A 21,936-nucleotide genomic window follows, 5' to 3' on the forward strand; every position below is an offset into this window, starting at 1 on the left:
TCCCATGACCCCCGTGGCCGGACGACGCCGGTCACACTTCGGATCGTGGAAGGGCCCTGCGGCATGACTGCGGTGGGCATTGTGGCCAACCCTGCCTCCGGCCGGGACATCCGGCGGCTTGTATCCGGCGCCTCGGTTTTCCCGACAACTGAGAAGGCCAACATGGTGCAGCGCATACTCACGGCGCTGGGCGCGGTCGGCGTCGAGACGGTGTTGGTGTCCGTCGATCTCGGCGGGATCTCCACGGCCGTGTTGAGGGCCGTAGGGAACCGGCCGGCGAAGAAGACGCCATGGCCGCGAGTCCGCTTCGTCGACGACGATGCCATCACCGGCAGCGCCCAGGACACGGCCAACGCGGTCCGCCGCATGATCGAGGCCGGTGCGAAGGTGATCATCTGCCTCGGCGGCGACGGAACCGCACGTGTGGCCACTGCCGCACTGCTCGCCGGCCCCGGGTACGACGTCCCGTTGTTGCCCCTGTCCACCGGTACCAACAACGCCTTCCCGCAGATGCGTGAGGCCACAGTCGCCGGCCTGGCGGCCGGACTGGTGGCCACCGGCGCCGTCGGCCGAGGCATCGCCGCCGGCCGGGCTCACGCACTCGAGGTGCGCACCAGGGAGCGGACCGAGCTCGGACTGGTCGACGTCGTGGTGTCCACAGCGCCCTATGTCGGCTCCCGCGCCCTGTGGCATCCCGACGCCCTCACCGAGTTGTACTGCACCTTCGCCGAGCCGGACGCGACCGGCCTGTCCTCCATCGCGGGCCTGCTCTGCCCCAGTCCACGGGACAAACCCGAGGGCGTCGCGGTGCGTCTGTGCCCGGTGGAGCAAGCACCCACCGTGGTCAACGCGCCGATCGCCCCGGGCCTGGTGCTTCCCGTCGGAGTGGCCGCCTGCCGGCCCCTGCGCATCGGCGAGCAGGTGGAGATCGGCACCACCCGCGGCGTGGTGGCCTTCGACGGCGAGCGCGAACTGGAGCTGGCAGGCACGACAGGTGCCACGGTGCGGCTCAGGGAGGACGGGCCACTCTGCGTCGACGTCACCGCCGTGATGAGCCAGGCGGCACGAGCCGGCCTGCTCCGCAGCGATCGCACCGCGGTCTGAGGACGACCGGACCGCCAAGAGCCCAAGAAGAAAGGACCGTCAACGATGACACCCACTCAACCGGCCCAGGGCCCGTCGGGGCTCGACGAGAAGGCGCTGCTGGAGGCGTATCGCACCATGCGCACCATCCGCGAGTTCGAGGAGCGGCTGCACGTCGAGTTCGCCACCGGCGAGATTCCGGGGTTCGTGCACCTGTACGCGGGCGAGGAAGCCTCGGCCACCGCGGTGTGCGCCCACCTCGACGAGCGCGACTCGATCGCCAGCACGCACCGCGGCCACGGGCACTGCATCGCCAAGGGCGTGGACGTCAAGGAGATGATGGCCGAGATCTACGGCCGCGTCACCGGGTCCTGCCGGGGCAAGGGCGGCTCGATGCACATCGCCGATCTGTCCAAGGGCATGCTCGGTGCGAACGGCATCGTCGGCGGTGGTCCGCCCCTGATCTGCGGCACCGCTCTGGCCGCCAAGCAGCAGGGGACCGGTGGCGTCGGCGTGGCGTTCTTCGGTGACGGGGCGAGCAATCAGGGGACCACCCTGGAAGCGCTCAACCTCGCCTCCGTGTGGAACCTGCCCGCGATCTTCGTGGCGGAGAACAACGGCTACGCGGAGGCCACGGCGGCCGCCTGGTCGGTGGCCTGCGACAACATCGCCGACCGTGCCGCCGGGTTCGGCATGCCGGGTGTGATCGTGGACGGTTTCGACTTCTTCGCGGTGTACGAGGCCGCGGGTGAGGCGATCGAGCGGGCCCGCGAAGGCGGAGGGCCCACCCTGATCGAGGTCAAGTTCACCCGGTACTACGGGCACTTCGAGGGGGACCAGCAGACCTACCGCGCCGACGAGGTGGCGCGGGCGCGCGCGTCACTGGACTGCCTCAAGCAGTTCCGCGAGCGCGTCACTGCTTCCGGTCAGCTCGACGCGGCCGCACTGGACGGCATCGACGGGGAAGTGGCCGGTCTCATCGAGGTTGCGGTGACGGAGGCCAAGCAGGCCCCGACGCCGACCGCGGACGACCTCACCACCGACGTCTACGTCACCTACTGACCCGACACTTCCAGGAGCACGGTTATGGCACGCACGATCAGCTATCGCGAGGCGGTCAACGAGGCGCTCAGGCAGGAGATGGAGCGCGACCCGTCCGTGATCGTCATGGGCGAGGACAACGCGGGCGGCGCGGGCAGTCCCGGCGAGGACGACGCATGGGGCGGTGTCCTCGGCGTGACCAAGGGGCTGTACGAGCGGTTCCCGGGAAGGGTGCTGGACACGCCGATCTCGGAATCGGCGTTCGTCGGCGCCGCGGTCGGCGCCGCGACACGCGGCCTGCGCCCGGTGGCCGAGCTGATGTTCATCGACTTCATGGGCGTCTGTTTCGACCAGATCTTCAACCAGGCCGCCAAGTTCCGCTACATGTTCGGCGGCAAGGCCGTCACACCCGTGGTGGTGCGGACCATGTACGGAGCCGGCCTCAACGCCGCCGCACAGCACTCCCAGTGCCTGTACCCGGTCTTCACCCACATCCCGGGCCTCAAGGTCGTCCTGCCCTCCAGCCCGTACGAGGCCAAGGGCCTGCTCATCCAGGCCATCCGCGACAACGACCCGGTCATCTTCTGCGAGCACAAGGCGCTCTACGACATGACCGGGGAGGTACCCGAGGACAGCTACACCATCCCCTTCGGCGAGGCCAACGTGGTCCGCGACGGCGACGACGTCACCATCGTGGCCCTCGGCCGGATGGTCTCGGTGGCCGAGGAGGCGGCGGCCGAACTGGCCCGGCAGGGCGTCCAGGCGGAGATCATCGATCCGCGCACCACCAGTCCCCTCGACAGCGACACGATCCTCGAGAGCGTGGAGAACACCGGCCGGCTCGTCGTGGTCGACGAGGCCACCCCGCGCTGCAGCATGGCCACCGACATCTCGGCGCTGGTGGCGCAGGAGGCGTTCGGCGCCTTGCGGGCGCCGATCGAGATGGTCACCGCCCCGCACACTCCGGTGCCCTTCGCGCAGACCCTGGAGCAGCTCTACATCCCGGACGCGCAGAAGGTCGCCAACGCCGTCAAGAAGACCATGGACTGGAAGAAGTGACGGATCCTGTGAGCACCGAAGACGCCATCACGAAGGTCACCATGCCCAAGTGGGGCCTGTCGATGAAGAGTGGCAAGATCACCGCCTGGTTCGTGGCCGAGGGCGACGAGGTGGCCGAGGGCGACGACCTGGCCGACATCGACACCGACAAGATCACCGGGGCGCTGGAGTCGTCGGGGGCGGGGGTCGTGCGGCGGATCATCGCCGAGACGAACGAGGACGTCCCCGTCGGCGGCACGATCGCGCTGATCGCTCCGGCCGACGTGCCGGAGGATCTGGTCGAGGAGGCCGCGCGCGCTGCGCGGGAGGAACTGGACTCCGGAGCGGTCGACGAGGTCGCCGGACCCGCCCTCGGGGCAGTGCAGGTGGACGGCCGCACGATCTCCTACGCGACCCTCGGCACCGCAGAGGAGACCGTGCTGCTCGTACACGGTTACGGCGGCGACAAGAACTCCTGGCTCTTCGTGCAGGAACCGCTGTCGACCCGCGCGACCGTCCACGCGATCGACCTGCCCGGACACGGCGACTCCACCAAGGACGTCGGCGACGGTTCCCTCGACACCCTCGCCGGCGCGCTGCTCGGCTTCCTCGAACAGCAGGGCATCGAACGCGTCCACCTGGTCGGGCACTCACTCGGCGGCGCCGTGGTCACCGCGGCCGCCGCCCGCGAACCCGGCAGGATCGTGTCGCTGACCCTCGTCGCACCCGCCGGCTACGGCGACGCCATCAACGCCGACTACCTGCGGGGATTCGCCTCCGCCTCCTCACGGCGGGAACTCAAGCCGCACCTGCTCCACCTGTTCGCCGACCCGGGACAGGTCACCCGCCAACTCGCCGACGACCTGATGAAGTTCAAGCGGCTCGACGGCGTACAGCAGGCGCTCGACAGCCTGCTCGGCACGCTTCTCGACGGCGACCGCCCGGGAATCGACGCCGCCGGCCTGCTCCAGAAGTTCGCGGGCCCGGTGACAGTGGTGTGGGGCCGCGCGGACCAGGTGCTGCCGGCCGCCAACGCGGCTGCACTGGAAGGCCGTGCCCAGGTCACCTATGTCGACAATGCAGGGCACATGGTCCACATGGAACAGCCCTCTGCCGTGGTCGACGCCGTCGCCGGGGTCCTGGACGGCTGAGGACACGAGTCATCGTCTGCCTGCCGGAGGACAGAAAAGAAGGCCTCCGGCAGGCCGATGAACCACTCCCGGTCATCCCGAGGCAAGGGAGCCCGAGCGTGACCCACCGCCACGCCACCACGACCTGGACCGGTGCTCTGCCCTCCGGGTCTGGCGGCACAGCCCTGGACAGTACGAAGTCGACGGCCTTCGCCGTCTCGTGGCCGACTCGGGCCGGGCATCTCGCCGGCCGGACCAGTTCCGAGGAACTGATCGCGGCGGCCCATTCGTCGTGTTCCTGCATTCAGTTGTCCGCGCTGCTCGAGGATGTGGGTTGAGCGGCATTGTCCCTTCGGTGCGCGCGAGCGTGCCGGGCGCGTGTCCGGTGACTTCCGCGGCGCGTGTCCGGTGACTTCCGCAAGTCTGCCGAGGTGGCGTCGCGAGTTTCTATCGCTCCGAACTTCCCGGTCCCTTCGAGGCCACCGAGGACGAGCGCTGGGCGGCAGGCGCCTCGACCCATGCCGAACTGGCCGCTCGCGCCGTGGCATGGTCGGTGTCGTGCGTAGCAGTGCGGGCCAGTCGCAGCCATGCCTCCTGGACCGCGTCGCCGGCCTCGCTCGACGAGCCGGGCATGCGGGGACAGCGTGGCGGGGTCAGGTACAGGCCGCGGTTCGTGAACGCAGCGGTGAGTGGCACGCCGTTGACGAGGCAGCGCCACGTGCGACATCCGGCAGCTGTGCCATCGGCCGCGCCGTGATGTCCTCGACCGGTGCCGCGGCACGGGCCGCCCCGAGGACGTCCGAGTAGTAGGCGGCTGGGATCCGGCGAACGGCATCCGCAGCCTCCTCGCCGCCCTCGGCATGGAGTCCCGCGCCTGACGGCCACTCTCGGTGCGTCGTCGTCCACCCCGGCCCGTCCGGCCTGGTCCGGGATCACAAGCAGTCGTCAGGGGTTTCTCCGATGTCCGAGCAATGGCACTGTCGTGTCATCACTCCGTGACGGTCGCGGTGAGCGCCACGTCGACCCGTCGGCCGAGCGGACCTTGGCGTACCCGGACCTCCAGGGCCAGCAGTTCGACGATGGAGAGTCCCCGGCCGTGTTCGTCGGGGTCGGCATCCCGGGGACGCCGTGGCCGGGCCGGGACGCCGGAGTCCGTCACCGAGATCCGCAGGACTCCCGTGTGCAGGGACAGGTGGATGGTCATGTCGTGGCGGCCGTGCTCGGCGGCGTTCGCGGCGAGTTCCCCGACGATGAGCTCGGCGGACTCCCGGTCGGCGGACGGGAACCGCCACTGGGTCAGGACGGCGACGACGCAGCGGCGTGCCACCGGAACCCACCGGGCCTCCGCCGGCAGGGCCAGGAGGGCCTGGTGCCCGGGGAGTGCCCTGGCGTCGACGGGAGCGGCGGGCGTCATCCCCTGGTCACGGTAGACGATCGGCTGAGCGGCGGGCCGGTGTCCCTCGACGGATCCGGCGGGCGGCCTTGTCGCTTCTCTGAGGGGTGCGGTGCACATGGTCGGCCCCGAATATGGCGGAGGAGGGGTCGCTGTGGTCGGGTCCTCTCGGCGGTCAGTCGGCTCGGGCCCCTGCCGGTGGAACCCCGATCACCAGGCCGCTTCAGACGCTACGCGGTCGTCCGGCGCTTTGTAGCTGGGCGACGGGGCGCATCCATCCTGTCCGGAAGGAGGGGTGTCCCGGCAGGGGTGGGACGTCGCGGGGCCGGACGCGTGGGTGTCCGGCCCCGCTGTCGCCACCGCCTGCGCCGGCGCGGTGGTCGTCGAGTGTCCCTGCTCCCGGGGGTCGACGGGTCAGCCGTCGGTGTCCGCCCCGGTCGGCAGGGGTGGTTCCCCGGCGAGGCGTTCCCACTCCTCGTCGGTGAGAACCCGGGAGCGGAGCAGGAAACGCACGCCCTCGGGTGCTTCGAGGGAGAAGCCGCTGCCCCGGCCCGGGACCACGTCGACGGTGAGGTGGGTGTGCCGCCAGTACGCGTACTGGTCGGCGCTCATCCAGAAGGGGATGTCCCCTGCGACGTGGCCGAGCAGGACGTCCGAGGCTCCGACCCGGAACTCACCGCGGGGGTAGCACATGGGGGCGCTGCCGTCGCAGCAGCCACCGGACTGGTGGAACATCAGCGGCCCGTGTGTCCCGGCGAGCCGCCGCACGAGGTCCTCGGCGGCCGGTGTCAGCTCGACGCGCCCGGTGCGAGCGACCATCAGAAGAACCCGAGCTTCTGTCCGGAGTAGCTGACCAGCAGGTTCTTGGTCTGCTGGTAGTGGTCGAGCATCATCTTGTGGGTCTCGCGGCCGATGCCGGACTTCTTGTAGCCGCCGAAGGCGGCGTGCGCCGGGTAGGCGTGGTAGCAGTTCGTCCACACACGGCCGGCCTTGATCTCCCGGCCGAGGCGGTAGGCGGTGCTGCCGTCCCGCGTCCAGACGCCGGCCCCGAGGCCGTACAACGTGTCGTTGGCGATCTTCAGGGCCTCGTCGACCGAGTCGTAGGTGGTGACCGAGACGACGGGCCCGAAGATCTCCTCCTGGAAGATGCGCATGTCGTTGGTGCCGCGGAAGATCGTCGGCTCGATGTAGTAGCCGCCCTCCAGACCGGCGACGGCGCGGGGGTTGCCGCCGGTGAGGAGTTCGGCGCCCTCCTTCTTGCCGATGTCGATGTAGGAAAGGATCTTCTCGTACTGGTCGTTGCTGGCCTGGGCGCCGATCATGGTGGCCGGGTCCAGCGGGTCGCCGCTGACGATGGCCTTGGTGCGCTCGACGCAGCGGGCCATGAACTCGTCGTAGATCGACGAGTGGATGAGGGCCCGCGAGGGGCAGGTGCACACCTCGCCCTGGTTCAGCGCGAACATCACGAAACCTTCGACGGCCTTGTCAAGGAAGTCGTCGTCGGCGGCCATCACGTCCGGCAGGAAGATGTTGGGGCTCTTGCCGCCCAGCTCCAGCGTGACGGGAATGATGTTCTCGCTGGCGTACTGCATGATCAGGCGGCCCGTGGTGGTCTCACCGGTGAACGCCACCTTGGCCACCCGCGGACTGGACGCGAGTGGCTTGCCCGCCTCGACGCCGAAGCCGTTGACGACGTTGAGCACGCCCGGCGGGAGCAGGTCGGCGATGAGTTCGACCACCAGCAGCAGGCTGACCGGGGTCTGTTCGGCGGGCTTGATGACCACGCAGTTGCCGGCGGCCAGCGCGGGCGCCAGCTTCCAGGCGGCCATGAGGATCGGGAAGTTCCACGGGATGATCTGGCCGACCACGCCCAGCGGCTCGTGGAAGTGGTAGGCGACCGTGTCCGCGTCGATCTCGGCGATGCTGCCCTCCTGCGCACGGACCACGCCGGCGAAGTAGCGGAAGTGATCGATGGCCAGAGGGATGTCGGCGGCCAGCGTCTCACGCACCGGCTTGCCGTTCTCCCAGGTCTCCGCGACCGCGATCCTCTCCAGGTTCGCCTCCAGCCGATCGGCGATCCTGTTGAGGATGTTGGCCCGCTCCGTCGTGGAGGTGCGGCCCCACGCCGGTGCGGCGGCGTGGGCGGCGTCCAGGGCGAGGTCGATGTCGGCGGCGGAGGAGCGGGCCACCTCACAGAACGTCTTACCGGTGACCGGCGTCGTGTTCTCGAAGTACCGGCCCTCCACGGGGGCGACCCAGTCACCGCCGATGAAGTTGTCGTATCGCCGGGCGAAATTGACGATGCTGCCGTCTGTTCCTGGCTGCGCGTACACCATGGCGGCTCTCCTCGGGGGATGGTGAGTGCGGTACGACGGCCCACGCCGTCGTGATGCGGTGCACTCTGAGCCCCCGAGGTTGGCGGGAGGTTGGTGCCCTGGGGGCGAGGCGTCAGTCGCGCAGGGCCGCGCCGAGGCGGCCGGCCGCGACGGCGCGACGGGCGTCCCGCGGGCCGAGCAGGCTGAGAGCGTGCTCGTGCACCTCCACGTCGTACGGGGCCCGTTCGCCGTACCGCAGCGCGTGCTCCGGACGGGTGCTGGCGAGCACCGCCTCGCGCACCGCCACCTCGAGGTGGGTGCGCCACTCCGCGATGCCCGGCGCCTCGGACCAGGGCAGCAGCGGGCCCCGGTACAACCGCAGGGCCGTGTCCGCGTCCCCCTTCTCCAGCGCCCGCAGCACGTCGGCCGCGTCGCAGGACACAGGTGTGGTCAGCGCATAGCGACGGGTGGCGACACCGCCGTCGAGGGCGCGCCGCAGATGGGAGATCTCCGCCTTGAACGTGGACGCCGTCACCGGCCGGTCGCCGTACACGGCCTCACGGAGGCGTTCGGGGGAGTATCCGTCCGGTTCCAGCGCGAGCAGTGTCAGGATCTCCAGCTGCCGGGGCCGCAGGGGGAGGGGAGCGCCCTTGCGTACGGCTTGTCCGGGACCGAGGCAGGTGAGGTTCACGGGGCCGGTGTTGCCGCAGGGGCCCGATGGGGGCTCGGTTCGGAGCCAGGCCTCGACGGTGGCGACCAGCGAGCGCACCGTGGACATCGCGAGGGGGTTGGAGCGGTCCCAGGTGGTGGACATGTCCAGAACGCCGAGGACGCGTCCGTCCGGGCCGTGCACGGGAGCGCAGTAGCAGACCCAGTCGTGCAGGGCGGTCACCAGGTGCTCGGCCGAGAAGACGGAACACGGGCGGCCGGTGCGCAGCGCGAGGGACAACGCGTTGGTGCCCATGGCCTGCTCGTCCCACCGGCCGCCCGGCGCGAAGTTGACACGCTCGGCGCGCCGGCGCATGGCCCGCCCGCCGCACGTCCACAGAATCGTGCCGGACTCGTCGGTGAGCGCGGTGACGAACCCGGCGTCCTCCGCGATGCTGCGCAACTCGTCGGCGAGGCCGTCGACCGGCCGGCGCAGCGGCGAGCCGCTCCAGCGGTGCCGCACTGCGCCGTCGTCCGTGACCGGGGCGCTGTCCCGGCCCGGATCCACGCTGCTCAGCGAGCGAACCCACGATTCGGTCACGTCGTCGCGCACCGCTTCCAGACCGCTCGGTTTCGATCCCGCGGTCCTTATCTCCGGCACCAGGCGGGACCACTCGCTCTCCAGCGCGGCCCTGCGCCTCCGGAGGTCGCTGCGTTGTGACATGTGCTTTCCCTGTCATCGAACCGGGACGACCGACTATTGTCCGCAGGGACCGCGCCGGCGCACCCGTCCGAGCGGTCCGCACCACCTGTCCGATCGGACAGGTGCCGTAGTCCGGCGCGCGCACCTAGCGTGGTCTTCAGTTGGACGACAGTGTTATCGACCAACTCGGCGGTAAAATCAAGGTTGCATGTGCGTTGCGGGCTTCCCGCCCTTTGGAGGTCGCATGTCGCTCACGCCCCACGTCATGGTGGCGGCCGGTAACGACCCGAGTGCCGACTGGAGCCGCGACGAGTGCGGCTGCGAGCTCCTGGGGCCGCAGCGGACGAGCGCGGAGGCTGTGCGGCAGTCCGCCCGGCTGGCCAAGTTCCACGTGCCGGAGGTCGTGTTCGGGCCCGGTTCGCTCACGGAGCTCGGGCACTGCGCGCTGCGCCTCGGCGGTCGCCGGCCCTTCCTGGTCACCGATGCCGGGCTGATGGAGGCAGGCTGGGTGGACGAGGCGGTGTCCCACCTGCGGCGAGCCGGTCTGCGCCCTGTCGTGTGGTGCGACGTCACGCCCAACCCCAAGGACCATGAGGTCCAGGCCGGATTCCAGCGGTACGCCGCCAGCGGCTGCGACGTGATCGTGGGGATCGGCGGCGGCTCGGTCATCGACGCGGCCAAGGGCGTGGCGATTCTTTCGAGCAACGGCGGGCACATCCTCGACTACGAGGGCGTGGACCAGGTCGTGCAGCCCATCCCCCCGACCGTGATGGTGCCCTCCACCTCGGGCACCGGGGCGGACGTCTCCCAGTTCGCCGTGATCACCGACACCACCGAGCACGTCAAGATCACCATCGTGAGCCGCACGCTGGTACCTGAGATCTCGGTGATCGACCCGCGGCTGCTGACCACCATGCCGGACTGGCTCAACGCGGCAACCGGCCTGGACGCGCTGACGCACGCCATCGAGGCGTTCGTCTCCCGGGCGCACAATCCGCTGACGGACAACCACGCCCTGCACGCGGTCGAGCTGATCACCGCGAACCTGGTGCGCACCCAGGTCGACCCCAGGGACTTCGGAGCCCGGCTCGCCATGGCCCAGGCCGCGCTGGAGGCCGGCATGGCCTTCACCAACGCCATCCTCGGCGCGACGCACGCCATGAGCCACCAGGTCGGCGGCCTGCTGGACGCCCCGCACGGCGTGGTCAACGGCGTGCTCCTGCCGCACGTCATCCGGTTCAACGCCGAGGCGTGGCCGGAGCGCTTCGTCGCGCTGGGCGCGGCGGCCGGCCTTCCGGTCTCCGGTGTGCCGGCACAGGAGGTGGCCGAACAGCTCGCGGATCTGGTGCGCGCACTGGCGGACGACGTCGGCGTGCCGAAGGGGCTGGCGAGCCTCGGGGTCGCGGAGCGCGACGTGCCGGTCCTGGCCCGCACGACACTCAAAGACGCGTGCATGGCCACCAACCCCAGGGACGTCGACGTGCGGGACGTGGAGACACTGTTCCGCGAGGCACTGTGAGGCGATCCCGGTGAGCACCCCCGAACGTACGAACCGGACCGCCGACCTGGGAGTCCTGACCGGACTGCGGTCCGGCAAGCGGTCCTTCTACCCGGCGTACGTCCGCTCCACCGAGCGGCTGGAGCGGACCGTGGAGGCGCTCGACGGCATCTCCCGCGCCCTCGTGCGCACCGCGGAGGGGCCGCGCGCCCTGGTCGAGACCGTCGTACGGACCGCGGCCGAGCATCTGCGCGCCCGCTGGCTGCTGCTGGCCGTCGCCGACGGCGCGTTGCGGGCCGCCCGTCCACGGTTCCTGCTGTACGCCGACGACGTGTTCATCGACGACGAGACCCGCATACCCGTTGAGGTGCGTGACCATCTGGAGCTGCTGCGCACCCGCCCGTGGGAGGCTCAGGAGCCCGGCCGGGGCCGGGGCTGGGTGCGCGCGCCGATGACCCTGGACGACGAGCCGGTCGGCGGCATCGCCGCTGAGCCCGGCGCCGGTGTCGAGGTCGCCGACACGGACCTGGCCATCCTGCGGGTCCTCGCCAACCAGGCCGCCGTGGCGCTGCACCACACGTTCCTGTTCCACGCGGCGACGACCCTGCGCGGACGCGCCGAGGAACTGTCCGAGGCGGCGGAGCGGCAGGCCCGGGACCTTGCCGCGCGCAGCGCCGAGCTGGCCGAGACGCAGGCACGGCTGCTGGACGCGATGCAGCGGCAGGCCCTCGACGACGAGCGGCGTCGCATCGCGCGCGAACTGCACGACAGCGTCTCCCAGTATGTGCTCAGCGCCGGGATGACCGTCGAGGTGTGCCGCGCGGAACTGGCGGGCCTGGGCGGACAGGCCGCGGAGATCGCCGGACGGCTGGCCGGGGCCAAGGACCTCAACCGGCAGGCCGTGGAGCGGCTGCGCGCCGCGATCTACGCGCTCCACCACACCTCGCAGGAGCCGGCGGGCCCGCTCCCCGTGATGCTGCAGCGGCTGTCCACAGTGCACCTGCCCACGGAACTCGACGTCCGGGTACGAGTGGCGGGCAGTCCCTCGCCGCTGCCGCCCGAGGCCGAGCAGTCGATCCTCCGGATGACCGGCGAGGCCCTGTTCAACTCCGCCACGCACGGCAAGGCCGGCCGAGCACTGGTGCGCTTGCGGTATCTGCCCGAGATGCTCGTGCTGACCGTGTCAGACGACGGCGGCGGCGACCCTGCTCAGCTGCGCCGCGCGCTGCGCGTGTCCCGGGCGACCGATCTCGCCGGACGCCATCGCGGGCTGGCGAACATGGTGGCCCGGGCGGAGGAACTGGGCGGCAGGCTGTCGATCCGCCGGTCAGCCATGGGAGGAGTCCTGCTGCGGGTCGACGTCCCGCTGCCGGTGACGCGCGTCGGGGAGGCCAACGGATGACCACTGAGCAGCACACTCACGTACCCACGCAGGCTTTGCGGATCGTACTCGTCGACGACCACGCCATCGTCCGGCACGGACTGCGGTCGATCCTGGAGCGCGAGAGCGACCTGGAGGTGGTCGGCGAGGCGAGCACGGCCGCCGAGGCGGCCGCCGTCGTCGAACGGACGCGTCCGTCGATCGTGCTGCTCGATCTGAAGCTGTCCACCGCGGCCGACACAGAAGGCCTGGACCTGTGCGCCCGGCTGACACAGCGCCACCCGGACCTGGCGGTGCTGGTGCTCACCACCTTCCTCGACGACTCGCTGGTCGTGGAGGCGATCCAGCACGGTGCGCGCGGCTACGTCGTCAAGGACGTGGACACCACCGAACTGCTGCGCTCCATCCGCGCGGTGGCCCGTAACGAGAGCGCCTTCGACTCGCACGCGGCCGCGGCGATGGTGCGTTCGATGCGCGTGCAGCCGGAGCGGCCGAGGTTCACCGAACGGGAGTTGAAGGTCCTTCAGATGCTCGCCCATGGGCTGAGCAACCGGGAGATCGGCGGGGAGCTGTACATCTCGGAGACCACGGTGAAGTTCCACGTCCGCAACATCATGCGCAAGATGGATGCGGGGAGCCGGGCGGAAGTCGTGTACGAGGCGAGCAAGCTGGGAGTGATCTGACGGGCGGGAGGCCGGTCCCGGCCTCCCGCCCTCAGGTCATCCGCCGACGGCCGGGCGGCCGAGCGGCAGTCCGCGTCCTCCGGTGGCCAGCGACGTCACATGGAGAAAGAGGTAGCACCCGACCGCGACGAACGCGAAGACGGCGTATCCGCCCAGGGTCCGCAGTCCGCTGGATCCGTCGAGCGTGGCGCACAGCACCAGCGCGAGCGCCAGGTCGATCAGCGTGAACAGGACGGTGAAGGCGGCCGGCAGCCGGAGCGTGCTCACGGTCAGCAGCACGATCGTGACCAGCCAGGAGATAAGGAACAGGCCCTGTGTCCTGGTCGCGGTGCCGGCCGTGATGCCGAACCAGCCGTGGATGAGCCCGAGCACGAGCACCGCGTAGCTGAGCCAGAACCCGGTGAAGACACCGAAGATCGCCGCGACCGTGCTCTGCCCGAGGGCGGCCGCCCAGACCGCGGCGATCAGCTGGCCGAGTGCGGTGGCGGCCAGGATGATCGCGATCGGCGCTCCGGTGGCCTGAGCCGGGAGATAGCCCACCAGGGTGAGACCGAGGGCGATCGAACCGACCACGAAGGTGGGCACGCCGATCAGCGCCGGATCCCCGTCCAGCGGTCCGGGCGCCGCCTGAGGCCGGGGCTTGGCGTGAGCTGCGGCGGCGGCACCTGCCGCGTCCGTTTCCGAGACAGACATGAACGCTCCTTTGCGTTGTGTTCTTCGGGGTGGCGCAGTTCGTGGGGGAGCGGCTCAGCCGGGCTCGACGACCAGCCAGCCGCCGTGGAAGGCGCCGACCGAGAAGCGGTGGCCCGTGCGGCGGCCGAGGTCGGCGAGTTGCTCCGGGGTGAAGCACCGCACGTGGCCGTACGCGGCGGTCGGCTCGTCCTCGTACGGCACGGCCACCACCACCCGACGCCGGGCCAGCCGCAGCGCCTCGTGTACGACGGCGTCGCCGTGCCCGGCGTCGAGGTGCTCCAGCAGGTGGATGACGGTGACGGTGTCCACCGAGCGGTCGGGCAGCGGCACCCGGGAGGCGTCGCAGACCATCGCGTCGAGCGTGCGGCCCCGGGCACGGGCCACGGTGTCCAGCAGCCGCATCGTGCCCATGGAAAGGTCGGAGGCGATCACCGTCTGCCGCTCTCGCTCGGCGAGCAGCAGTGGCAGGAAGCCGAAGCAGGAGCCCAGGTCCAGCACACTGCCGGGGGTGACCAGGTCCAGCGTGCGCCGGTACACGGGCGCGAACCCGGCGATCGAGGAGTGCTCGGCCGGCTCCGGGGTCTGCCAGTACTGCCGGATGCGGGCCAGCGTGTTGTCGTAGAAGGTGGTCCAGGCGGGCAGCGGTCCGTCCACGCAGGAGCGCACCACCCCCGTGAAGACCCGCTCGAAGACATCGCTGCCGGACAGCCAGCCGGGGGCGAACAGCTCCTCGGCGAGCATCCCGGCCAGGTCGTTGTCCAACTGCTCGGGGAGCAGCGAGTGGCCCAGTTCGACGCGGCGGCCACGGCGGCGCAGCGTGAAGTGCTCGGTACGGACGATCGGCGGGGGGAACACGCTCTCGGTAACGGGCCTGTGGCGGATCACGCGGACCAGAGGGTCGGCGTACAGGCCGGGCGCGCCCGGTGCCAGCGGGTCGATGCGGCGCGCGGCGATCGCGCTGCGCAGGCTCGGGACACTCATGGCTGTGGCTTCCCCTGACGGTGTGCGGTGGTGTTCATCGGCCGGTCGCCTCCGTGGCCATCCGCAGGGCGGCGCGCTCCAGCCCGGTGAGGTCGGCGACCACCTGGACGCGGTCGCAGTACTCGGCGTAGCGAGGCAGGTCACAGGCGCCCAGGCCCCAGGAGTAACGCGGCTCCGGGGTCAGCCAGATGGTCTGGCGCACCCGCCGCGTGATCTCCGCGAACGCCTCGGTCCGCGGTGGATTGCCGTTGCCGCGGCCGTCACCCAGTACCAGGAGCGTGGCGCGGCGGCCCAGCGCCGGCGTGTGTTCGGTCAGCAGCGTCTCGAAGGTCCGGCCGTAGTCGGACGTCGCGTCCACGTCCAGCAGACCGCCGGCCGGCAGCCCGTCGAAGACCAGCCCCAGCGCCCGCTCCAGCGGGTGCTCGGCGAACAGCTCGGTGATCTCGGTGGGTTCGTCCACGAAGGCGTAGCTGCGCACCTGTCCGAACAGGGACTGCAGCCCGTGCACCAGGTGCAGGGTGAAGCGCGCCGTGGCCCGCACCGACAGCGAGACGTCCGCGAGGATCACCAGGCGGGGCCGGTCCTCGGCGCGGGTGACGGTGACGGGCCGGAACGGCACGCCGTCGTACCGTATGTTGCGGCGCATCGTGCGGCCGGGATGGACACGGCCCGTCGGGGTGTTGCGCTTGCGGCTGGTCAGGGCGCCGTGCACGCTGCGGCCCACCCTGCGCAGCGCCTCCTCCAACTGGCCGCGCTCATCCTCGTCCACCGTTTCCAGGCGGGCGCGTTCGGCGATCCGGCCGGACTCGACGGCCACGGCCTGCAGTTCGGCCAGCCGGTCGAGATGCCGTTTCAGCAGCTCGGGCAGGTTCTCGATGACACCCGCCAACTGCTGCTTCGGCGTGTCGGGTTCGAGACCATCGTCGGTCTCGGGGGTGAGCCGGCCGAGCAGGGCGTCCTGCTGGGCGACGGTGAGGGTCGCGTCGATGGGCTGCCCGGTCGCCGACGCGAGCCGTCCGGGGATCCCGGCGCCGTGCAGCCGCTCGGTCTCCAGCTGGACGGACGGGCTGTCGTCGCGCCCGCCGGTCGCGCCGTCCTTGGACAGCACGATCTCGTCGGTCATCGACGCCAGATCGATCTTGTTGGCTTCCTGGTGCAGGTTGTACTGCTGGGCCAGGTCCTGCTGGTCGAAGAAGTCGCGGATGTCGGACGGCTTGCCGTGGCTGTGCCCCTGCTGAGGCGTCTCGGACGGCTCGTCGGAGACGGTGAACGACTCCAGTTCGCCGGTGTCGGTCAGGTCGTCGTGCGCATGAGTGTGGCCGTGGCCGGCGGAGTCGCCCGCCACCGGGCGCAGGGAGAAGAACGCGGTGAACAACTCGTCGAACAGCGCGTCGTCGCGCCGGTCCTTCACGAGTGTCATGCGCAGTGCCTCGCGCAGCGTCTCGCGCCCGGCGAGCATGCCGGGCTGGGCCGCCCCGCGCATGGCGTCCATCGCCTCCGACACGGAGATCCGCAGCCCGAACAGCCGCAGGACACGGACGAATCGGTGCACGCCGGCTTCCATGCACGCCTCCCGGATCAGTCGGTGCGGCGCCGCGTGACGGCGGCGAACGCTCGGGCGCCCTGGCCGGCGCCGGGGGTGGGGCGGTGCGTCGGTCCGGCGCCCGGGGCGCCGTAGTAGCCCTCGTCGTGCCGGCCCTGCCGGTCCATGGCGGCCCGTACCGCGCGCCCGTCGGCCTGCTCCGGTTCCCCGTGCCCGGGGCCGTGATGGTGACCGTCGTGTTGATGGTGACCGCCATGGTGATGATGGCCGTCGTGGTGGTGGCCGGGTGCGGGCAGCGTGCGGTTGGGGTCGACCAGACGTGGCAGGACCTCCAGCGCGCGGTGCAGATCCCGCTCGTACTTCAGAACCACGTTGGCGGTGCCGGCGAGAACCTCCGGGTCGAGTTCGTCGACGCCCAGGACCGCGAGGGTGCGGGCCCAGTCGACGGTCTCGGAGATGCTGGGGCTCTTGCGCAGCGGCAGTTCGCGCAGGCCGCGCACCACGTCCACCAGGTGGCGGGCGGCCGCCTCGGGCAGCCCGGTGTCCTTGGCCCGTACGATCTCCAACTCCCGTTCCGCGTCGGGATAGTCGAGGAAGAGGTGCAGGCAGCGGCGCTTCAGCGCGGCCGACAGGTCGCGGGTGTTGTTGGAGGTGAGGACGACGTACGGGGGGACCTTCGCGGTGTACGTGCCGATCTCCGGCACCGACACCTGGTACTCGGCCAGGCACTCGAGGAGCACCGCCTCCAGTGCCTCGTCCGCCCGGTCGACCTCGTCGATGAGCAGGACCGCCGGCTGCTCGCCGCGCACCGCGTCCAGCAGCGGGCGCGGGGCGAGGAACCGGTCGGAGAAGAAGACGCTGTCCTGCTCCTCGATCCGGTGGACGGCGGAGGCCAGGTCGGGGGCGTCGGCCGTGAGGTCGCCGATCTTGTCCCGGAGCATCTGGGTGTACAGCAGCTGCTTGCCGTAGTCCCACTCGTACAGGGCACGGCTCTCGTCCTGGCCCTCGTAACACTGCAGGCGCAGCAGCCGGCGCCCGCTGGCTGCTGCCAACGTCTTGGCCAGCTCGGTCTTGCCGACGCCGGCCGGGCCCTCCAGCAGCAGCGGCTTCTCGAGTCTGGTCTGCAGGAACACAGTGGTGGCGAGCCGCCGGTCGGCGATGTAGCCGTGGGCGGCGAACCGCTCGGCGACGTCCTCGGCCGAGCCGAACGCGGGGTTCTCGGGTGTGGCGGGCACGGTTCCTCCGTCCGATGGGGCGGGAGCGGGGGGCGGCGTCCCAGGTCGCCCCCCGCTCCCGGGCACGAGGCGCTCAGCCGAGCAGGTCGTCCAGGTCGCCGGTCATGCAGTGCTCGACGACGGGGCGCACCGTGTCGAACGTGCACTCCTTGGCGTTGCCCGGGGTGCAGGCGTCACCGAGCACGTGGTTCGTGATGCGGTCGACGTCGGCGGCGTCGCCCTTGATGACCTTCGCCTGCTCGTAGAACTTCGTCGGGCCCTGCCCGAGGCGGTTCTTGGAGTAGGTCTCCTGCTGGACGTCGGTGAACTTCTCGGGGATGCCGACGTCACGCAGCAGCCGGATGCCCGCGGCGAGCGCCGCCTCGGCGGCCTGCACCTTCGTCATGCCGTGCGTGTCCACGCCCATCGCCTCGGCGATGTCCGCGAACCGCTCGTAGTGGGCCGGCATGTTGAACGCCCACACCCGGGGGAGTGCGATGGCGTTGTTGAGGCCGTGGTGGGTGTCGTAGAACGCGCTGACCGCGTGCGAGATGGAGTGGATGATGCCCAGGCCGCCGGAGTTGAACGCCTGCGCCGCGATGTACTGTGCGTACATCATGCCCTCGCGCCCGGCCAGGTCCTGGCCGTTCCACACCGCCTGGCGCAGATGGCGGGCGGTGAGCCTGATCGCGTGCAGCGCGTTGCCCAGCGACGGCTGGAAGTCCAGCCGCGAGACGTACGGTTCCGAGGCGTGCGCGAGTACGTCGAAGCCGCACTGCGCCGTGTAGTCGAGGGGGCAGTCGTAGTACAGCGTGGGGTCGTCGATGGCCAGGCTGGCCACCGAGGCGTCGTCGAAGGCGACGTACTTGTGCGGGTTGTCCGGGTCCGTGGTCGTGTCGGTGATGACGTACGCCCACGAGGTCTCCGAACCGGTGCCGGCCGTGGTGGAGACGGCGATGTGCGGCGGGTTCTTGGGGTTCTCGGACTTGTTGAAGCCCTCGAAGTCGTTGACGCTGCGGCCGTCGTGGGCGACGGAGATACGGGCTCCCTTGCACGCGTCGTGCGACGAGCCGCCGCCGATCGACACGAACGAGTCGCACTTGTTCTCCTGGTACAGCGCCACGGCGTCCATGACGTTGTAGTCCTTGGGGTTCGACTCGACCTTGTCGTACACCACGACCTCAAGGCCGTGGTACTTCATCGACTCGACGATCTTGTGCACCGTGTCGCTGCCGCGCAGACCGGTGGTCATCACCAGCGTGCGGCGGAATCCCAGCTTCTTGGCCTCCGGACCGATCAGCTCATGGGCGCCCGGGCCCATCAGCGCCCGGGGGAAGGGGTGGAATTCCTTGATCGGGAACGGCTTGAGAAGTTCTTCGACCTGCATGATCGCGACTGTCCTCTCCGCGCGGTCGGGCCGCGCGTCCTGCGTCGACTGCTCCGTTGCCGGCGGCGCAGATGTCCGGGGTGGAGCACGGACGTGCCGGAGTTGGTGGCGTGACTCACCCTCCGGGAACGCGGTGCGCGGCGACACCGGCCGCTCGGACGGCTGCGCGGCGCGGACGCAGGGGGCGCGACCTGACCGATCGGACGGGGCGCCCGGCGGACACCGGCCCTGGCGCCGCACACCTGTCCGACCGGACAGGGTGAGGGCGGCCGGAAGCAGGGTGAGCGGCGCGGCGGCCCGGCCGTAGCGTCGAGTACGGCCCGGTCACCGCGCGACGGAACCGGCCGCAACCCAACTCCCCTTTTCCTTCAGGAGGCTTGCCGTGAACGAGGACCAGATCGGGGCCGAGCAGGACACCATCAACGTCGCCGATGAACTCGTCGAGGAGGTCCTCGTCGAAGAGGTCTCCATCGACGGCATGTGCGGCGTCTACTGAGGCCCGCCATGCCGTCCCCGGCGTTCGACGTGGCCCGCCCCTACCGGCTGAACCCTTCCGTCGCGCTGCGCCCCGAGCCGTTCGGGGCGCTCGCCTACCACTTCGGCAATCGCCGGCTGTCCTTCCTCAAGGCACCGGAACTCGTCGAACTGGTCCGGGGGCTCGACCGTCACCCCAGCGTCGGGGACGCCCTCGCCGGCGTGCCCGACGTCCGGCGGGGTGCCTTCCTGCGCGCGCTGGCCTCCCTGGCCGCCGCCGACATGATCATTCCCCAGCACAGTGGAACCGGAGCTCGGTGATGACCACCCTTCACGATCCACCGCACACCCCCGAGCGGGTGCCGGCCCTCGTCGAGCAGTTCAAGGGCGGTCTGCACGCTCCGATCTGCCTGACCTGGGAGTGGACCTACGCGTGCAACCTGTCCTGCGCGCACTGCCTGTCCTCGTCCGGGCGACGCGACCCGCTGGAGCTGTCCACGGACGAGATCAAGTCCGTGATCGACGAGCTGCAGCGCATGCAGGTCTTCTACGTCAACGTCGGCGGCGGCGAACCCACGGTCCGCCCCGACTTCTGGGAGCTGCTGGACTACGCGATCGCCCACCAGGTCGGCGTGAAGTTCTCCACCAACGGGCTGCGCCTGACCCCCGAGCGGGCCCGGCGGCTGGCCGCGACCGACTACGTCGACATCCAGATCTCCCTGGACGGCGCCACCCGCGAGGTCAACGACGCGGTGCGCGGCCGGGGTTCGTACGACATGGCGATCCGGGCCATGGAGAACCTCGCCGACGCCGGTTTCCGGGACTTCAAGATCTCCGTGGTGATGACTCGCCAGAACGTCGCCCAGCTCGACGACTTCGCCGCCATCGCCGACCGCTACGGCGCACAGTTGCGCATCACCCGGCTCAGGCCCTCCGGGCGGGGCGCGGACGTGTGGGACGAACTGCACCCCACCGCCGAGCAGCAGTACGACATCTACTCCTGGCTGCTCGGGCACGGCGAGAAGGTGCTCACCGGGGACTCCTTCTTCCATCTCAACGCGCTGGGTTCGGAGCCCATCCCGGGGCTGAACCTGTGCGGCGCGGGACGCGTGGTGTGCCTGATCGACCCGGTCGGCGACGTGTACGCCTGCCCGTTCGCCATCCACGACGCGTTCAAGGCCGGCAACGTCCGCTCCCCGGGCGGCTTCGACCGGGTCTGGCGGGAGTCGGCGCTCTTCGCCGAGCTGCGCCGGCCCTCCACCGGGGGCGCCTGCTCCGGCTGCCCCGCGTACGACACCTGCCAGGGCGGCTGCATGGCCGCGAAGTTCTTCACCGGCCTGCCGCTCGACGGCCCCGACCCCGAGTGCGTCAAAGGCCACGGCGCCGCCGCGCTCTCGGCGGTGGCGCGGGACGCGCTCCCACGCCAGGGCAACGACCACTCGCACCGGACCGTGCCCCTGGGCATGCCCGCCGTGCGCACCGCCCGCCCCGACCGCCTCTGTGACGAGAGCCCGCTGGCCGGCGCCGGCCTCGCCGTACACACCGTGAAAGGAACGTCATGAGCAAGTGGTTCGAGACGGTCGCCGAGGCCCAGCGAAGGGCGGGCAAGCGGCTGCCGAAGTCGGTCTACAGCGCACTGCTCGCGGGTTCCGAGAAGGGCACGTCCTACGACGACAACACCAAGGCGTTCGCGGAACTCGGGTTCGCGCCCCACGTCGCCGGGCTGTCGGCCAAGCGGGACCAGTCGACGACGGTCCTGGGCGAGCAGATCTCGCTGCCGGTGATCATCTCCCCGACCGGGGTGCAGGCGGTGCACCCCGACGGCGAGGTGGCCGTCGCCCGCGCCGCCGCGGCCCGCGGCACGGCGATGGGCCTCAGTTCCTTCGCGAGCAAGCCGCTGGCAGACGTGGTGGCCGCCAACCCGCAGACGTTCTTCCAGATGTACTGGATGGGCTCGAAGGACGCGATGCTGCGCCGCATCCAGCACGCCTACGAAGCAGGCGCGAAGGCACTGATCGTCACTCTCGACTGGTCCTTCTCGCACGGCCGTGACTGGGGCAGTCCGAAGATTCCCGAGCGGCTGGACCTGAAGGCCATGGCGCGGTTCGCGCCGGAGGCGCTCACGCGCCCGAGCTGGCTGCTGGACTTCCTCAAGTCGCGCAGCCTGCCCGACCTGACCACGCCGAACCTCGCCGATCCGGGCCGGGGCGCGCCCACGTTCTTCGGCGCGTACGGCGAGTGGATGCAGACCCCGCCGCCCTCGTGGGAGGACGTCCGCTGGCTGCGCGAGCAGTGGGACGGGCCGTTCCTGCTGAAGGGCATCTGCAGGGTGGACGACGCGTTGCGCGCGGTCGACGCGGGAGTCACCGCGATCTCGGTGTCCAACCACGGTGGGAACAACCTCGACAGCACCCCGGCCCCGATCCGCGCCCTCCCGGCCGTCGCGGACGCGGTCGGCCACCAGATCGAGGTCCTGCTGGACAGCGGAATCCGCCGGGGCAGCGACGTGGTCAAGGCGCTGGCGCTCGGCGCGAGGGCCGTGATGATCGGCCGCGCCTACCTGTGGGGTCTGGCCGCGGGAGGGCAGAGCGGTGTGGAGAACGTCCTGGACATCCTGCGCGGCGGCATCGACTCCGCCCTGCTGGGCCTCGGCCGCTCCTCCGTTCACGAGCTGACCCGGGACGATGTGGTGATCCCGCCCGGGTTCACCCGCACCCTGGGCGGGGCCTGA

General features: G+C 70.8%; 20 protein-coding genes. 11 read left to right on the forward strand and 9 right to left on the reverse strand.

The features are described 5' to 3' along the window. The first annotated feature begins 63 nt into the window (after positions 1 to 63). Genes OG956_RS36915 through OG956_RS36930 form a run of 4 tightly spaced genes read left to right on the forward strand, consistent with a single transcriptional unit; the run spans position 64 to position 4,313 of the window. Positions 64 to 1,104, forward strand: coding sequence for an ATP-NAD kinase family protein (locus OG956_RS36915; RefSeq protein WP_330342367.1), 1,041 nt, complete (start codon positions 64 to 66; stop codon positions 1,102 to 1,104). A gap of 45 nt (positions 1,105 to 1,149) precedes the next feature. After that, positions 1,150 to 2,145: a thiamine pyrophosphate-dependent dehydrogenase E1 component subunit alpha gene (locus tag OG956_RS36920; protein WP_330342368.1), complete on the forward strand. Its 996-nt coding sequence runs from the start codon at positions 1,150 to 1,152 to the stop codon at positions 2,143 to 2,145. 24 nt (positions 2,146 to 2,169) lie between these two features. Continuing rightward, positions 2,170 to 3,183: an alpha-ketoacid dehydrogenase subunit beta gene (locus tag OG956_RS36925; RefSeq protein ID WP_330342369.1), complete on the forward strand. Its 1,014-nt coding sequence runs from the start codon at positions 2,170 to 2,172 to the stop codon at positions 3,181 to 3,183. Positions 3,184 to 3,191: 8 nt separating this feature from the next. Then, positions 3,192 to 4,313, forward strand: coding sequence for an acetoin dehydrogenase dihydrolipoyllysine-residue acetyltransferase subunit (locus OG956_RS36930; protein WP_330342370.1), 1,122 nt, complete (start codon positions 3,192 to 3,194; stop codon positions 4,311 to 4,313). Between the two features lie 967 nt (positions 4,314 to 5,280). Here the strand turns inward: OG956_RS36930 and OG956_RS36935 are convergent. The 4 genes from OG956_RS36935 to OG956_RS36950 all read right to left on the reverse strand — a co-directional run bounded on the left by OG956_RS36935 (position 5,281) and on the right by OG956_RS36950 (position 9,372). Next, the gene (locus OG956_RS36935) at positions 5,281 to 5,706 is read right to left on the reverse strand and encodes an ATP-binding protein (RefSeq protein ID WP_330342371.1); all 426 of its coding nucleotides are present in this window, start codon (positions 5,704 to 5,706) and stop codon (positions 5,281 to 5,283) included. Positions 5,707 to 6,099: 393 nt separating this feature from the next. Then, positions 6,100 to 6,504, reverse strand: a complete 405-nt coding sequence (locus OG956_RS36940) for a DUF779 domain-containing protein (protein WP_330342372.1) — start codon at positions 6,502 to 6,504, stop codon at positions 6,100 to 6,102. Then, positions 6,504 to 8,021, reverse strand: coding sequence for an aldehyde dehydrogenase (gene adh, locus OG956_RS36945; RefSeq protein WP_330342373.1), 1,518 nt, complete (start codon positions 8,019 to 8,021; stop codon positions 6,504 to 6,506). Before adh ends, OG956_RS36940 begins: the two co-directional genes overlap by 1 nt. 112 nt (positions 8,022 to 8,133) lie before the next feature. Next, positions 8,134 to 9,372 carry a transcriptional regulator gene (locus tag OG956_RS36950; RefSeq protein WP_330342374.1) on the reverse strand — a complete coding sequence of 413 codons (1,239 nt, stop codon included), beginning with the start codon at positions 9,370 to 9,372 and terminating at the stop codon, positions 8,134 to 8,136. A gap of 223 nt (positions 9,373 to 9,595) precedes the next feature. On the opposite strand from OG956_RS36950, the gene OG956_RS36955 reads away from it, so the two are divergent. The 3 genes from OG956_RS36955 to OG956_RS36965 are packed head-to-tail and all read left to right on the forward strand — an operon-like array spanning position 9,596 to position 12,913. Beyond that, the gene (locus OG956_RS36955; protein WP_330342375.1) at positions 9,596 to 10,870 is read left to right on the forward strand and encodes an iron-containing alcohol dehydrogenase; all 1,275 of its coding nucleotides are present in this window, start codon (positions 9,596 to 9,598) and stop codon (positions 10,868 to 10,870) included. A 10-nt stretch (positions 10,871 to 10,880) separates the two neighbouring features. Next, complete coding sequence (locus tag OG956_RS36960) at positions 10,881 to 12,251, forward strand: MadS family sensor histidine kinase (RefSeq protein ID WP_330342376.1); 1,371 nt, start codon at positions 10,881 to 10,883, stop codon at positions 12,249 to 12,251. Continuing rightward, entirely contained in the window at positions 12,248 to 12,913 is a 666-nt protein-coding gene (locus OG956_RS36965; RefSeq protein WP_330342377.1) for a MadR family response regulator transcription factor, read from the forward strand. Before OG956_RS36960 ends, OG956_RS36965 begins: the two co-directional genes overlap by 4 nt. 36 nt (positions 12,914 to 12,949) lie before the next feature. On the opposite strand, the gene OG956_RS36970 is transcribed toward OG956_RS36965, so the two are convergent. The 5 genes from OG956_RS36970 to mdo all read right to left on the reverse strand — a co-directional run bounded on the left by OG956_RS36970 (position 12,950) and on the right by mdo (position 18,731). Then, positions 12,950 to 13,606 (reverse strand): GPR1/FUN34/YaaH family transporter, encoded by a 657-nt coding sequence (locus OG956_RS36970; protein ID WP_330342378.1) that lies wholly within the window; start codon positions 13,604 to 13,606, stop codon positions 12,950 to 12,952. 54 nt (positions 13,607 to 13,660) lie between these two features. Continuing rightward, positions 13,661 to 14,587, reverse strand: coding sequence for a mycofactocin oligosaccharide methyltransferase MftM (mftM, locus tag OG956_RS36975; protein WP_330342379.1), 927 nt, complete (start codon positions 14,585 to 14,587; stop codon positions 13,661 to 13,663). A gap of 34 nt (positions 14,588 to 14,621) precedes the next feature. Then, on the reverse strand, positions 14,622 to 16,139 hold the full coding sequence (locus OG956_RS36980; protein ID WP_330342380.1) for a VWA domain-containing protein: 1,518 nt from the start codon (positions 16,137 to 16,139) through the stop codon (positions 14,622 to 14,624). A gap of 26 nt (positions 16,140 to 16,165) precedes the next feature. After that, positions 16,166 to 17,365: an AAA family ATPase gene (locus OG956_RS36985; RefSeq protein WP_330342381.1), complete on the reverse strand. Its 1,200-nt coding sequence runs from the start codon at positions 17,363 to 17,365 to the stop codon at positions 16,166 to 16,168. Between the two features lie 73 nt (positions 17,366 to 17,438). Beyond that, positions 17,439 to 18,731, reverse strand: a complete 1,293-nt coding sequence (mdo, locus tag OG956_RS36990; protein WP_330342382.1) for an NDMA-dependent methanol dehydrogenase — start codon at positions 18,729 to 18,731, stop codon at positions 17,439 to 17,441. A 382-nt stretch (positions 18,732 to 19,113) separates the two neighbouring features. Between mdo and mftA the strand changes: the two genes are divergently transcribed. Genes mftA through mftD form a run of 4 tightly spaced genes read left to right on the forward strand, consistent with a single transcriptional unit; the run spans position 19,114 to position 21,936 of the window. Then, positions 19,114 to 19,227, forward strand: a complete 114-nt coding sequence (gene mftA, locus OG956_RS36995; RefSeq protein WP_330342383.1) for a mycofactocin precursor MftA — start codon at positions 19,114 to 19,116, stop codon at positions 19,225 to 19,227. 8 nt (positions 19,228 to 19,235) lie between these two features. Then, the gene (gene mftB / locus OG956_RS37000; protein ID WP_330342384.1) at positions 19,236 to 19,526 is read left to right on the forward strand and encodes a mycofactocin biosynthesis chaperone MftB; all 291 of its coding nucleotides are present in this window, start codon (positions 19,236 to 19,238) and stop codon (positions 19,524 to 19,526) included. After that, positions 19,526 to 20,767 carry a mycofactocin radical SAM maturase gene (gene mftC / locus OG956_RS37005; protein WP_330342385.1) on the forward strand — a complete coding sequence of 414 codons (1,242 nt, stop codon included), beginning with the start codon at positions 19,526 to 19,528 and terminating at the stop codon, positions 20,765 to 20,767. The genes mftB and mftC overlap by 1 nt, the downstream gene beginning before the upstream one ends. Beyond that, positions 20,764 to 21,936, forward strand: coding sequence for a pre-mycofactocin synthase MftD (gene mftD, locus OG956_RS37010; protein ID WP_330342386.1), 1,173 nt, complete (start codon positions 20,764 to 20,766; stop codon positions 21,934 to 21,936). The genes mftC and mftD overlap by 4 nt, the downstream gene beginning before the upstream one ends.

Source organism: Streptomyces sp. NBC_00557, assembly GCF_036345995.1.
Classification (GTDB): Bacteria; Actinomycetota; Actinomycetes; order Streptomycetales; family Streptomycetaceae; genus Streptomyces.

Bases quoted from the DNA above. Each gene is read 5' to 3' on its own strand.
- OG956_RS36915 (WP_330342367.1), top strand. From the start codon at position 64: ATGACTGCGGTGGGCATTGTGGCCAACCCTGCCTCCGGCCGGGACATC.
- OG956_RS36920 (WP_330342368.1), top strand. From the start codon at position 1,150: ATGACACCCACTCAACCGGCCCAGGGCCCGTCGGGGCTCGACGAGAAG.
- OG956_RS36925 (WP_330342369.1), top strand. From the start codon at position 2,170: ATGGCACGCACGATCAGCTATCGCGAGGCGGTCAACGAGGCGCTCAGG.
- OG956_RS36935 (WP_330342371.1), bottom strand. From the start codon at position 5,706: ATGACGCCCGCCGCTCCCGTCGACGCCAGGGCACTCCCCGGGCACCAG.
- OG956_RS36940 (WP_330342372.1), bottom strand. From the start codon at position 6,504: ATGGTCGCTCGCACCGGGCGCGTCGAGCTGACACCGGCCGCCGAGGAC.
- adh (WP_330342373.1), bottom strand. From the start codon at position 8,021: ATGGTGTACGCGCAGCCAGGAACAGACGGCAGCATCGTCAATTTCGCC.
- OG956_RS36950 (WP_330342374.1), bottom strand. From the start codon at position 9,372: ATGTCACAACGCAGCGACCTCCGGAGGCGCAGGGCCGCGCTGGAGAGC.
- OG956_RS36955 (WP_330342375.1), top strand. From the start codon at position 9,596: ATGTCGCTCACGCCCCACGTCATGGTGGCGGCCGGTAACGACCCGAGT.
- OG956_RS36965 (WP_330342377.1), top strand. From the start codon at position 12,248: ATGACCACTGAGCAGCACACTCACGTACCCACGCAGGCTTTGCGGATC.
- OG956_RS36970 (WP_330342378.1), bottom strand. From the start codon at position 13,606: ATGTCTGTCTCGGAAACGGACGCGGCAGGTGCCGCCGCCGCAGCTCAC.
- mftM (WP_330342379.1), bottom strand. From the start codon at position 14,587: ATGAGTGTCCCGAGCCTGCGCAGCGCGATCGCCGCGCGCCGCATCGAC.
- mdo (WP_330342382.1), bottom strand. From the start codon at position 18,731: ATGCAGGTCGAAGAACTTCTCAAGCCGTTCCCGATCAAGGAATTCCAC.
- mftB (WP_330342384.1), top strand. From the start codon at position 19,236: ATGCCGTCCCCGGCGTTCGACGTGGCCCGCCCCTACCGGCTGAACCCT.
- mftC (WP_330342385.1), top strand. From the start codon at position 19,526: ATGACCACCCTTCACGATCCACCGCACACCCCCGAGCGGGTGCCGGCC.
- mftD (WP_330342386.1), top strand. From the start codon at position 20,764: ATGAGCAAGTGGTTCGAGACGGTCGCCGAGGCCCAGCGAAGGGCGGGC.